Consider the following 12,776-nt stretch of genomic DNA (forward strand, 5'->3'; position numbering starts at 1 on the left):
GAAGCTCCGGGCGGACAGGTTGATCTTGGTCGACAACCCATCTACCAGGAGCTTCACCTCTTCCTCAACGCCGCCCCCACACCAACCGGCCGGTCCCTCAGCCAAGTTGGAAACGGCTCACGGTGTGGACGGCATCGACATGAGGCACCCCTTGGCCCATTTCCTGTCGCCCGCGAGACTGGCCCTGTCGATGAGCCGCGATCCCGGCCGCTGGGAAAGGCACGTGGACCGTCTCTTCGGCCGCCTGGCCGGCCAGTTGAGGAGCAAGAAGTTCACGTGGGGCACGTCCGTGCGGTACTTGCCGGGGTACGTCTCGCGCGACTTCGCGGGAGCGCAGAGCAACGTGAGGTCCCTTACGGTCGGGTTCCGTGAGTTCCGCGGCGCGCACTATTCCGCGGTCCGGTCCGCTCTGGCGCGCCATGGTCTGGAAGCGCGACCGTGTGCCGCGGGTGATCCGGCACAGGGACTGTGGATCCACCTCGCCGACGACCCCGGCGTTCCCGTCACCGGTTCCCCCGTCGCGTAGGGAGCCCGGGCCCCGGTGAGCGCCGTTTCGGAGCGGCCGGGCGAAGGCGTCACCGACGACGCCGTATGCCAGACCCGCGGCCGGATGCCGCCTGTGACGTCCGAGGCCCCGCCGTCCGGCCGGAGCGCAGGGCCCCGCACATCCGAGCGGGGCCCCGCACGTCCGTCGGCCAAAGCTTCGCGGGACCCTTGTGCAATTCCTCCGCAGGCCCCAATCTTTCGGCTGACGCACAAACGCCGCCCAACGTTGACATGAACATGTCTTCCGGGTGGCTCGATGGGCGTGCACCGACCCCACCGCGCACCACCGACTGAGGAGGACCCCTCACATGACCGTGATGCGTCACACCCGCCGAAGACTGGCCGCGATCGGCGCCGCGACCACCGCCGCGCTCGCCGCGAGCCTCGTCTCCGCCCTCCCCGCGGGTGCCGCCCCGGCCGCCGCCGAGGGCCGGATCCAGTACGAGGACGCCGCCAACGCCGTCGCCGGCAGCTACATCGTCACCCTGAAGACGGAGAAGGCCGGCTCCGCCGAGGGCCGCGCCCTGGCGAAGAAGTACGGCGCGGACATCGAGCGCACGTACACCAAGGCCCTCAACGGCTACGCGATCGAGGCGTCCGAGGCCGAGGCGAAGCGCCTGGCCGCCGACCCGGCCGTCGCCTCCGTCGTCCAGGACCGCGTCTTCACCGCCACCGGCACCCAGCCGAGCCCGCCCTCCTGGGGCCTGGACCGGATCGACCAGCGCAGCCTGCCGCTGAACGGCTCGTACACCTACCCGGACTCGGCCGGGCAGGGCGTGACGGCGTACGTCATCGACACCGGCGTCCGCATCACGCACACCGACTTCGGCGGCCGGGCCTCCTACGGCTACGACGCCATCGACAACGACAACACCGCCCAGGACGGCAACGGCCACGGCACCCACGTCGCCGGCACGGTGGCGGGCAACGCCCACGGCGTCGCCAAGAAGGCGAAGATCGTCGGTGTGCGGGTGCTGAACAACTCCGGTTCCGGCACCACCGCCCAGGTCGTCGCCGGCATCGACTGGGTGGCCCGCAACGCGGTCAAGCCGGCCGTCGCCAACATGTCCCTCGGCGGCGGCGCCGACACCGCCCTCGACACCGCCGTCCGCAACGCCATCGCCTCCGGCGTCACCTTCGCCGTCGCCGCCGGCAACGAGTCCACCAACGCCTCCACCCGGTCGCCCGCCCGCGTCGCCGAGGCGATCACCGTCGGCGCCACCACGTCGAGCGACGCGCGCGCGAGCTACTCCAACTACGGCACGTCCCTGGACCTGTTCGCGCCGGGCTCCTCCATCACCTCCTCCTGGCACACCGGCGACTCGGCCACGAACACCATCTCCGGTACGTCGATGGCGTCCCCGCACGTCGCCGGGGCCGCCGCGCTCTACCTGGCCGACCACCCCACGGCCACCCCCGCCCAGGTCTCCGCCGCGCTGACGTCCGCCGCCACCACCGGCGTCGTCACCAACCCGGGCACCGGCTCGCCCAACCGGCTCCTGCACGTCGGCGGCGGCACGACCACCCCGCCCGGCGCCCGCTTCGAGAACACCGGCGACTACGCGATCGGCGACAACACCACCGTCGAGTCCCCGGTGACCGTCTCCGGCGTCGCGGGCAACGCGCCCTCGGCGCTCGCCGTCGAGGTGCACATCGTCCACACCTACATCGGCGACCTCCAGGTCCAGCTGGTCGCCCCCGACGGCACGGCGTACACGCTGAAGCCGTACGGCACCGGCGGCAGCGCGGACAACATCGACACCACGTACACCGTCAACGCCTCCGCCGAGGCCGCGAACGGCACCTGGAAGCTCAGGGTCAGCGACAACTCGGCACGGGACACCGGCCGCATCGACGCCTGGGCGCTGCAGTTCTGACGCCCGCTCGGTGACTCCCCTCGTCCTCGCGGCACGGCCCCGGACCGGTGACCCGGCCCGCCCGCCGCGAGGACGAGCCGTGTGCGGCGGAGGGGAGGGAGAGAAGGAGAGAGAGGAGGGGGAAGGAGGGAAGAGGGGAGAGCCGAACTCTCCGGCGCACACCCGGGAGTACGCCGATGACGTGTGCGAGCCGCCGGTGAGGGGAAGTCTGCCGAGGTCCTCGGCCCCGCGCTTACCATGCCTCAGTCGCACAGTCGTGCGGCAGTCCGCCGCGCCGTCGTCTCGTCGCCGTCCTCGCCGTCGTCACTCCCGGCGCCCGCACCGCCGCCTGAAGCAGGAGCACGGTACCCGTGTCCATACCCCCGCCGCCCCCAGGGCCCCACCAGCCCCACGACCCCTACGGGGCGTACCCGCAGGCGCCGTACCCCGCGCAGCCGCAGCAGACCTGGGGCCGACCTTACGGCCCGTACGCCGCCCAGGCGCCCGTCAACGGCGTCGCGATCGCCGCGCTCGTCCTCGGCCTGCTCTGTTTCCTGCCGGCCGTCGGACTGGTCCTCGGGCTGGTGGCGCTGCGTCAGATCAAGCGGAAGGGCCAGCGCGGCAAGGGCTTCGCCGTGGCCGGATCCGTGCTGTCCGCCCTCGGGCTCGCCCTGTGGACGGTGTCGCTCGCCACCGGTGCCGTGGCCGAGCTCTGGGACGGCTTCCGCGACGCCGCGCGGGGCGAGGGCACGGCGTACTCGCTCGTGAAGGGGGAGTGCTTCGTCACCCCCGGCGGTTCGCTGGAGGGATACGCCTACGGCGTCGACGAGGTGCCCTGCGCGGGCGGCCACCACGGCGAGGTCTTCGCCGTCTTCGACCTCCCGTCCGGGCCCTACCCCGGCGAGGACGGGATCGCGCGGACCGCCGAGGACAGGTGCTACGCCCTGGAGGACGAGTACGCCATGGACACCTGGGCCGTGCCCGAGGACGTCGACATGTACTACTTCATGCCGACCCGGCAGAGCTGGCGCGCCGGCGACCGGGAGGTCACCTGCCTGTTCGGCAGCACGGAGACCGGAGGCACCCTCACGGGCTCCCTGCGCAAGGACGAGACGACCCTCGACGCGGACCAGGTCGCCTACCTGAAGGCCGCCCGCGTCCTGAACACCGCCCTGGAGTCCGAGCCCGACACGGAGTACGTCGAGGACGACCTGCCCGGTCACCGGGAATGGGCCGGGCGGATGACCGGCGCCCTCACCGAGCAGGCGGGGCTGCTGCGCGCGCACACCTGGTCCGAGGGCGCGCGGCGGCAGCTCACCGAACTGGCCGCGGAACTGGACGCCGCGCGGGAGGAGTGGGCGCGGGCCGCCGCGACCACCGACGCCGACACCTTCTACGAGCACTACGAGAGGGGCTACGACCTCATCGCCCCGGAGAAGTCGGTCGCCGCGCGCGAGGCCCTGGGACTGGCCACCACCCCGCCGGTGTACGAGGAGGGCGACGGCGGCGAGGGCGGCGGCACCGGCGGCGAGGGGGACGGCAGCGCGGAGGAGGCCGGCGGCATGCAGGTGTGAGGGCCGCCGTAGTGGGGAGAAAGTGCCTGCGTAAAGCCCTGCGCCGGGGCATGTCATCACTTCGGGTGAATCTCTGGCCTTTGCTTGCCTGGCACAACCTGTGGTTGCCACGCTGTTGCTGTCTGTACAGCTGATGGGAGCGGCCAGTGACATTCGGTGAGCAGCCGGCGTACCTGCGCGTCGCGGGTGATCTCCGCAAGAAGATCGTCGACGGCCTGCTGCCACCGCACACCCGTCTCCCGTCCCAGGCCCGCATCCGCGAGGAGTACGGCGTCTCGGACACCGTCGCCCTGGAGGCGCGCAAGGTGCTCATGGCCGAGGGCCTGGTCGAGGGCCGCTCCGGCTCGGGGACGTACGTGCGCGAGCGGCCCGTGCCCCGGCGCGTCGCCCGCTCCGGGTACCGCCCGGCCGACGGGGCCACGCCCTTCCGTCAGGAGCAGGCCGACGCCGGGGTGCGCGGCACCTGGGAGTCGCGCAGCGAGCAGACCGAGGCGAGCGCCGCCGTGGCCGAGCGGCTGGCCATCGAGCCCGGCGACCGCGTGATGTGCACGAAGTACGTCTTCCGTGAGGGCGGCGAGGCGATGATGCTCTCCACGTCCTGGGAGCCGCTGGCCCTGACGGGGCGCACGCCCGTGATGCTGCCCGAGGAGGGGCCGCTCGGCGGCATGGGCGTGGTCGAGCGCATGGCCGCCATCGACGTCGTCGTCGACAACGTCACCGAGGAGGTCGGCGCCCGCCCCGGCCTCGCCGAGGAGCTGCTCGCCCTGGGCGGGGTCCCCGGCCATGCCGTCCTCGTCGTCCACCGCACGTTCTACGCCTCGGGCCGCCCGGTGGAGACGGCCGACGTGGTGATCCCGGCGGACCGGTACCGGGTGGCGTACCACCTGCCCGTGAAGTAGGCCGCGGGCGGCCACCGTTCTCCGCGGGCCATCACCGTTCTCTGCGGGCCGCCGCCCTCCGCGGGCCATCACCGTCCTCCGCGGGCCGCCGGCGGGCCCGCGGTTCCGGGCGACCGGCGCACATCTCCCGTGCGCCCCGCACGCCCCTCCCGCGCGCCCGCCGGTGGTTCCGGCGGGCGCGGACCGTTCCCGCGGCGCTGGAATCCGGCCGTTCTCGCAGGTCGCCCCCCGGCCGCCCGGCAGGGCGCCGACCGGAGGAGTCCGTGTACGGGGCGGCGCGTTCGGTGTTGTGCGCCCCCTGCGTTCTGGCTGGTTGCGTACCTCTTTGTGAAAAGCCGTATCCGGTGCGTAAAGGTTAGGCGTAGGCTCGGGCATATGCGGATCGGGGTTTCTTCGGTGGGCGGGGTCCGGTGCGGACCGCGGGCGAGAAGGGGAGGGGCACGATGAACGACAGCAAGGTCACTCTGCCCTGGCTTGTCATCCGGCAGGACGACAACGGCAACCGCTACCGCGTGGGCCGGTACGCGACCCAGGCCGAGGCCCAGAGGATCGTGGACAGCCTGGACGGCCGCGGCCACAAGCAGCTCTACTGGGTCGAGAGGATCGGCCAGAACGGCACCGGCGCGGGCGACTGACCGGTGTGAGCGACCGACCCGCCGCGCGCGGCACGTCACGTGCACGGCGCCTGCACGGCGCGCGTGAGGCGCGCCCGAGGCCGAAGGCCGCCGCCCGGCCCGGCGGCGGCCCCCGAGGGTGCCCGTACCGCCCTCCCCGCCCTCCCGTAGGCTCCGGCGCATGACGGTACGGATCGTGGTGGGCGCCGCCCTGTTCGACGGTGGACGCCTCCTCGCCGCGCGCCGCAGCGCACCGGCCGAGCTGGCCGGCCGCTGGGAGCTGCCCGGCGGCAAGGTCGAGGCGGGCGAGGCGCCCGAGGCGGCACTCGTGCGCGAACTGCGCGAGGAACTGGGCGTGGAGGCCGAGGCCGGCGAGCGCGTCCCCGGGGAGTGGCCGCTGAGATCCCCGTACGTCCTGCACGTGTGGACGGCCCGCCTGCTGCCCGGCTCCGCCGCCCCCGCACCCCTCCAGGACCACGACGCGTTGCGCTGGCTCACGCCCGCGGACGTCTGGGACGTGCCCTGGCTCGACCAGGACGTGCCGGCCGTCCGCCGGACCCTCGCGCATCTCGACTGGAGGCGGCCCCCGGCGACTGAGAGCCCCGGGCAGAAGAGGCGCCGGGGGCTCTGAGGCGCGGCGGGGGAGTGCGGCTCTCCCGCCCTCCGGTGCGAGCACCCCCGTACGCCGTGCGCGACCCCATGCGCCACCGGCCGGTCCTGGCCGGTCCCATGCGCCACCGGCCGGTCCTGGCCCCGGTCCCATGCGCCACCGGCCGGTCCTGGCCGGTCCCGGGTGGTACCGGCGGTGCGATACCGGGTATGTGGCCATTAACCACACGAAACCGTACATCGGTGGGCCGGCTGGCCGGGGAAGTGATCGGCGTGACCGACATCGACGGCGACTGCGTCGAGTGGTCCTTTCCCGCGGAACCGGGCACCGTCCGGACCGCCCGGTCCCTCGTCCGCGGCCGGCTGCGCGGCTGGGGCCTCGACAGCGTGGGCGACCTCACCGTCCTGCTCGTCAGCGAGCTCGTCACCAACGCCCTGCGGTACGCCACCGGCCCCATCGGCCTCCGCCTCGTCGCGCCCTCCGCCCGGGACGGCGTCCTGCGCGTGGAGGTGTCCGACTCGCTCCCCGACATGCCCCACGCACGGATCGCCCGCCCCGAGGACGAGGGCGGGCGCGGCCTGCAGCTGGTGGCCTCCTCCACCCGCCGCTGGGGCACCCGTCCCGACGAGGCGGGCAAGACGGTCTGGTTCGAACTCGCCGTGCCCCGGTGACGGGCGGGGGCGGCGCCGGCACCCGACGCCGAAAGGCGTGATTCGAGGGCGTGTCCGCTGGTTAGAAGACGGGAAGTGTTGTCACGGTCCGGTCCACAAAGCATCGGGATCGTGCTGTGATCGTGAACACCGTGTTGTGCGGCACCGTAGTGCTGGATACTGCGGGCAGCCGCCCCCGGTGACCGGTGCCGGACGCGGTGAGCTGGAGGGGACGGTTCGCGTGAGCGAGATACCAGCGAGGGCCACGAGCTCCGACGACCCGGCGGGCGGCCCGTCGGACGGTGTACGGACGGTGGCCGCGGACGGGACGGCTTCCGGCGTGCTGCCGCCCGGGGACGCGATGTGGCAGAGCAGTCCGCCCGGCTCCATCTACGACTACATCAAGGTCGCGTCCTTCTCCATCGGCCCCGACGGGCTCGTCGAGCAGTGGAGCCTGCGCGCGGAGCAGCTCTTCGGCATCCCCGCCGGGCGCGCCGTCGGCACGGACCCCATCGAGGTCTTCATCGACCCCGACCTGCGCGAGCGGGGCCAGCGCAAGATGGCCGAGATCCTCGACGGACGCGAGTGGACCGGGGTGGTCCCCTTCCGGCTGCCCGACGGCGCCGGCGGGACGTGCGGCCGGCGCGGACTGGCCGAGGTCTACGTCATGCCGACGCGCACCGAGGACGGCGAGAAGGCCGCCGTGTGCATCGTCGTCGACGTGCGCACCCTGCGCACCATCGAGACCGACCTCGCCGCCTCGCAGGCCATCTTCGGGCAGTCCCCCTTCGGCTTCCTGCTGATCGACACCGACCTGCGGATCCGCCGCGCCAACCAGCGTTTCGCGTCCGTCTTCGGCGGCACCCCCGACGACCACCGCGGCAAGGGCGTCCACGACTACCTGCCGCGCGGCGAGGCCGAGCGCGTCGCCGCGACCCTGCGCCGGGTGCTGGAGACCGGCGACTCCATCACGGACATGCACGTCACCGGTCACGTCCCGGGCTCCGACGAGCGCCGCAACTGGTCCGTCAACCTCTACCGCGTCCACAGCGGCACCGGCCGCCCCATCGGCATCGCCTGGCTCGGCACCGACATCACCGCCCGCCGCGCCGCCGCCCGCGAGGCCGCCGCCGCCCGGCGCAACCTCGCCCTCCTCAACGAGGCCGGCGCCCGCATCGGCAACTCCCTGGACCTGGAGACCACCGCCCGCGAACTCCTCGACGTCGTCGTCCCCGGCTTCTGCGACCTGGCCACCGTCGACCTCTACCAGGGTCTGCTCGCCGGCGACGAGACCCCGCCCGGACTCGCCGACGGCAGCGCCGAGCTGCGCCGTGTCGCCTTCGCCAGCGCCGTCTCCGACGTCCCCTTCCTCGGCTCCGGCCAGCGGGTCCCGGTCGGCGCCGTCCACCACTTCCCCTTCAACTCGCCCTGCGCCGACGCCCTGCGTACCGCCCGCCCGCGGTCCGTCCCCGCCGAGGACGGCGGCCTGGTGCAGTCCACGCTCGCCGTCCCGATGGTCGCGCACGACACGGTCGTGGGGCTCGCGCAGTTCGCCCGGACCAAGGGCAGCGAGCCGTTCGGCGACCGCGACCGCGAGCTCGCCGTGGAACTGGCCGCGCGGGCCGCCGTCTGCATCGACAACGCCCGCCTGTACCGGCGCGAGCACGAACGTGCCCTGATCCTCCAGCGCTCCCTGCTCCCGCCCGGCGACCCGGAGGCATCCGGCCTGGACATCGCCTGCCGCTATCTGCCGGGCAACGCGGCCACCGGGCGGCCCAGCGAGGTCGGCGGCGACTGGTTCGACGTCATCGAACTGCCCGGCCACCGCACCGCGCTGGTCGTCGGCGACGTCATGGGCCGCGGCCTGCGCGCCGCCGTCGCCATGGGTGAACTGCGCACGGCGGTGCGCACCCTGGCCCAGCTCGACCTCGAACCGGCGGAGGTCCTCGCCCAGTTGGACGAGATCGCCCGCGGCCTGGGCGCCCCCGGCGGCCCCGCCCAGGCCTTCGGGGGAGGCGTCCGGCAGGCCACCCGCGCCGCCCGCCGCCCCCGCGAGGCCGACCTGTCCGAGGTGTACCTGGCGACCTGCGTCTACGCCGTCTACGACGCCGTCACCCGGCGCTGCACCTTCGCCAACGCCGGCCACCTGCCGCCCGTCCTGGTCGAACCCGGCCGGCCGGCCCGCATGCTCGACGTGCCGCCCGGCATGCCGCTCGGTGTCGGCGGGGAACCCTTCGAGGAGGTGGAGGTCGAACTCCCCGAGGGCTCGCTCCTCGCCCTCTACACGGACGGCCTGGTCGAATCCCGCGACCACCCCCTGGACGAGGGCCTCCAGGCATTCGTCGGCGCCCTCACCGACCCCACCCGCCCCCTGGAGGACGTCTGCGACCACGTCCTCGACACCCTCGGCACCCACCACGGCGAGGACGACATCGCCCTGCTCATGGCCCGCGTCCAGGGCCTGCCCGCCGGGAACGTCGGCGACTGGACCCTGCCGCGCGAGCCGCGCAGCGTGGGCCGGGCCCGCGAACACACGCGCGAGCGGCTGCTCGCCTGGGGCCTGGAACCCCTGGTCGACACCACCGAACTGCTCGTCAGCGAGCTGGTCACCAACGCGCTGCGCTACGGCGAGGGGGAGATCAGACTGCGGCTGCTCCTGGACCGCACGCTGGTGTGCGAGGTCTGGGACTCCGGCCTGGTCCAGCCGCGCCGCCGCCGCGCCCGCGACACCGACGAGGGCGGCCGGGGCCTGCAACTCGTCGGCCTGCTCAGCGCCGCCTGGGGCTCCCGGCGCACCCCGCGCGGCAAGACGGTCTGGTTCGAGCTGCCCCTGCCGGGCGACGACGACGGCCCGGCGGACCCGGCGGAGGCGCTGCTGAGCCTGTTCTGACGCAAGGCCGGTGCCTGTCGTCCCGGCGCGGGCCCGGCGCGAGGGCGCCGACGGCGTCACTGCGCCCGGTGCGCCCGCCGCGCCCTCGTGCGCGGCCCGCCGAAGCTCGCGGGCGGGCCGCCGTCCGGGTCCCCGCCCAGCAGGATGCCGGCGAGGACGGCCCCGTCCGTCCAGTTCACGTCCCCGGCTCCGGCGGCGGACGGCCCGCCGTACTGCCGTACGTCCCGGGCGGCGAGCTCCCGCGCCCGGCGGGCCAGCGCGTCGGCGGCCAGCGGCTCCGCCGGACGCGCGGCCAGGAGCCGCTCCGCCTCCGCGAGCCGGGTGCGCGCCTCGGCGCCCACCGCGCCCCGGTGCGTGACGAGGAAGGCGGCGGTGGCGGCGGTGGTGACGCGGGCGCAGAGCAGCGCCGCGGCGGACAGCACCCCCTCCCGCCCGGCCCCCGCCGCCGCGACGGCCCGCACGATCCGCCGCAGCGCGTCGAGCGGGTCGTACGGCCCGCCCGTCACCTCCTCCCGTACGGCGGCCAGGACGCCGTCGGCCTGCCCCAGCCGTGCCCGCGGCTCCCCGAAGGGCCCCTCCGCCTCGGCCCGCAGGGCCGCCAGCTCCGCCTCCGCCCCGGTCAGCGCGGCCGGCACCAGCCGTACCGCCGCCGCCAGGTCCGCCGCGAGCCGCTCGACGGCGCCCACCAGCACACCGGCCTGGGCCACGGCGCTCTCGGCGGCCCGCAGGTGCCCGGCCGCCCGGGGAAGGTCGCCCAGGTCGGCGGCCTGACGGGCGAGATTGAGCCGGGCGGTGGCGAAGACCAGCCGGTCCTCGGCCTGTTCGGGGTACCGGGTGACCGGGGCGGTGGCGGACGGCGGGTACCGCCGGGCGAGCTCCGTGAGCGTGGTGACCGCGGCGGACGTACGGGAGGTCAGCTCCCGGAACCGGGCCTCCGCCTCCTTCAGCGCCTTTCCGGGGTCGCGCTCCAGGCCGCGTGCCCGGTCGAGACCGGCGGCCACCGCGTCCAGCCGCCGCCCCGCCTCCAGGCACCGCCCGGCCATGCCCGCCAGGGCGTGCCGCCGGGCCGTGGTCTCCTCCGGGACGCCGTCGTCGTAGCGCTGCCGCATCCGGAAGGCCGCCGACAGTTCGGCCTGCGCCGTCCGCAGGGCCGCTGCGAACGGCTGCGCCGCCGGGCCGAGGAGGTCCCCGGCGAAGTCCAGCTCCTCACGGCTGGTGCGGACGCAGTCGTCGGTCTCGACCAGCGCCGCCCGGGTGCGGGCGTCGAGCTCGGCGACGGGCGGCTCGGGCGGGGAGACGGGCGCGCCGCCGGGGGTGGTCCTGGTCCGGGCGCGGCGGGTGCGCCGTACGTAGCCGTAGCCCGCCAGCGCCGCCGCGGCGCTCGCCGCGAGGAGGGGGAGGGCGAGGTCGGCGGTGGAGGTGTCGCCCCGCGCGCTGGCCGCCGCGCCGGCCGCCGCACCGGCCGCCGCGCAGGGTGACGCGCCCACCATGGCGGCCGGCGCGGCGGCGCTCGCCGCCGGGAGACCACCGGTGAGCGCAACCGGAACGTCGGTCCGTGTCGTCATCCCCGGCAACACCAGCCACACCAGTCCGGCCGCACTGCCCAGCACGGCGTGCGCCACCCGCACGGATATGTGCGCTGCGGCGCCACGCGGCCGGCCCCGTATCAAGGATGGCGTCACATTCCGGAGCGTATGAGCTGGAGTGCGGCTCCGCGACCGGGGCGCCGGGTGGCCGACACACGAGGGGCGGGCCGATGGAGCGGACGGGGCATGCGGGGCGGGACGGGGGAGAGACGGGGCCGGAGCCGTCCGCCGGGGCCACCGAACCGGAGGCCGGGCGAGCCGACGGGGCCGGGCGAGCCGACGAGGCCGGGCGAGCCGACGAGGCCGAGGCGAGTGAGGGAGCCGGGGGGACGGGGGGAGCCTCGGAGGCCGAGGCGAGTGAGGGAGCCGAGGGGACGGGGAGAGCCTCGGAGGCCGAGGGGAGTGAGGAGACCGGGGGGACGGGGAGAGCCTCGGAGGCCGAGGCGAGTGAGGGAGCCGGGGGGACGGGGAGAGCCTCGGAGGCCGAGGGGACCGAGGGCCGCCGTCGCCCGCCCCGGTGGCTGCGCCGGGCCCGCCGTACCGCGCTGGCCCTCGTCCTCGCCGTGCTCCTTCCCCTCCTCGCCGCCGAGACGGCCCTGCGCGTCAATTACGCGGGCGATCCGGCCGACGGCACGTACACCAGGAACCGCGACGCCCTCTGGCTCGGCCACGCCTGGGTCGACGGCCGCAGGGACGACGCCGACCTCGCCGCCCTCGCCCGGCGCCTGCGGGACACCGGCATCCGCGACCTGTACGTCCACACCGGCCCGCTGGAGCACGACGGCACGCTGCCGGCGTCGCTGTACCCACGGGCCCGTTGGCTGACCGACGGGGTGCACCGGGTGCTGCCCGGCGTCCGCGTCCAGGCCTTCCTCGGCGACGTCCTTGCGACCGAGAGCCCCGACGGCATGCGGCTGGAACGTTCCGCCACCCGCGCCGCCGTCGTCCGCTCCGCCCGCCAGGTGCTCGACACGGGCTACGACGGCGTCCACCTCGACCTGGAGCCCCTGCACTCCGGCGACCGCCACTACCTCTCGCTCCTGGACGACCTGCGCCGCCTCACCCGGGCCCGGGACGCGCGGCTGTCGGTGGCCGCGCACCAGATCGACCCGCTGCCGGGCTTCCACTCCTTCTGGGGCGCCGTCACCGGGCACCCCAAGTGGTGGTCGCAGGAGTTCTTCGGGCAGGTGGCCCGCCGCGTCGACCAGATCGCCGTCATGTCGTACGACACGATGCAGCCGCTGGAGAGCACCTACGGCGGATACGTCGCCCGGCAGACCTCGCTCGCCCTGGAAGCCACCCCGCCCACCACCGACCTGCTGATGGGCCTGCCCTTCTTCCACGAGAACCGTTTCGGCCACTGGGACCACGCCGAGACCGTCCCCGCGGCCGTCCGCGGCGTCCGCCTCGGCCTGTCTCGCACGGACGCCGGCCGCGCCCGCTTCGGCGTGGCCCTGTACATCGACTTCGCGGCGACGGAGGCGGACTGGCGGGCGTACCGGGAGGGCTGGGTGCGGTGAGGGCCGCCCGGCCCGAGACGACACGGCCGGG

Annotated in this window: 9 protein-coding genes and 1 pseudogene; 9 read left to right on the forward strand and 1 reads right to left on the reverse strand. The window is 74.9% G+C overall.

The window, feature by feature from the left end; all coding sequences use genetic code 11:
- Nucleotides 1-124: 124 nt before the first annotated feature.
- From ABZ340_RS22510 to ABZ340_RS22545, 8 genes are all read left to right on the forward strand, one after another.
- On the forward strand, nt 125-526 hold the full coding sequence (locus ABZ340_RS22510; protein WP_358783587.1) for a hypothetical protein: 402 nt from the start codon (nt 125-127) through the stop codon (nt 524-526).
- A gap of 328 nt (nt 527-854) precedes the next feature.
- The gene (locus tag ABZ340_RS22515) at nt 855-2,423 is read left to right on the forward strand and encodes a S8 family peptidase (RefSeq protein WP_358783588.1); all 1,569 of its coding nucleotides are present in this window, start codon (nt 855-857) and stop codon (nt 2,421-2,423) included.
- 350 nt (nt 2,424-2,773) lie between these two features.
- Complete coding sequence (locus tag ABZ340_RS22520) at nt 2,774-3,976, forward strand: DUF4190 domain-containing protein (protein WP_358783589.1); 1,203 nt, start codon at nt 2,774-2,776, stop codon at nt 3,974-3,976.
- A 146-nt stretch (nt 3,977-4,122) separates the two neighbouring features.
- Nucleotides 4,123-4,875 (forward strand): GntR family transcriptional regulator, encoded by a 753-nt coding sequence (locus ABZ340_RS22525; protein WP_358783590.1) that lies wholly within the window; start codon nt 4,123-4,125, stop codon nt 4,873-4,875.
- A 443-nt stretch (nt 4,876-5,318) separates the two neighbouring features.
- Entirely contained in the window at nt 5,319-5,510 is a 192-nt protein-coding gene (locus tag ABZ340_RS22530) for an SPOR domain-containing protein (RefSeq protein ID WP_358783591.1), read from the forward strand.
- Nucleotides 5,511-5,670: 160 nt separating this feature from the next.
- Nucleotides 5,671-6,120: a (deoxy)nucleoside triphosphate pyrophosphohydrolase gene (locus tag ABZ340_RS22535; RefSeq protein WP_358783592.1), complete on the forward strand. Its 450-nt coding sequence runs from the start codon at nt 5,671-5,673 to the stop codon at nt 6,118-6,120.
- Nucleotides 6,121-6,341: 221 nt separating this feature from the next.
- Nucleotides 6,342-6,770, forward strand: coding sequence for an ATP-binding protein (locus ABZ340_RS22540; protein ID WP_358783593.1), 429 nt, complete (start codon nt 6,342-6,344; stop codon nt 6,768-6,770).
- A gap of 220 nt (nt 6,771-6,990) precedes the next feature.
- The gene (locus ABZ340_RS22545; RefSeq protein WP_358783594.1) at nt 6,991-9,639 is read left to right on the forward strand and encodes a SpoIIE family protein phosphatase; all 2,649 of its coding nucleotides are present in this window, start codon (nt 6,991-6,993) and stop codon (nt 9,637-9,639) included.
- Between the two features lie 56 nt (nt 9,640-9,695).
- Here ABZ340_RS22545 and ABZ340_RS22550 read toward each other — a convergent pair whose 3' ends face one another.
- A complete protein-coding gene (locus ABZ340_RS22550) occupies nt 9,696-11,321 on the reverse strand; it encodes a hypothetical protein (protein ID WP_358783595.1) in 1,626 nt (541 codons plus the stop codon).
- 407 nt (nt 11,322-11,728) lie between these two features.
- Between ABZ340_RS22550 and ABZ340_RS22555 the strand changes: the two are divergent.
- Nucleotides 11,729-12,745 (forward strand): annotated as a pseudogene (locus ABZ340_RS22555) (hypothetical protein); the annotation flags it as partial.
- Between the last annotated feature and the right edge of the window lie 31 nt (nt 12,746-12,776).

This window comes from Streptomyces sp. NPDC006134 (assembly GCF_040628835.1).
Taxonomy (GTDB): domain Bacteria; phylum Actinomycetota; class Actinomycetes; order Streptomycetales; family Streptomycetaceae; genus Streptomyces.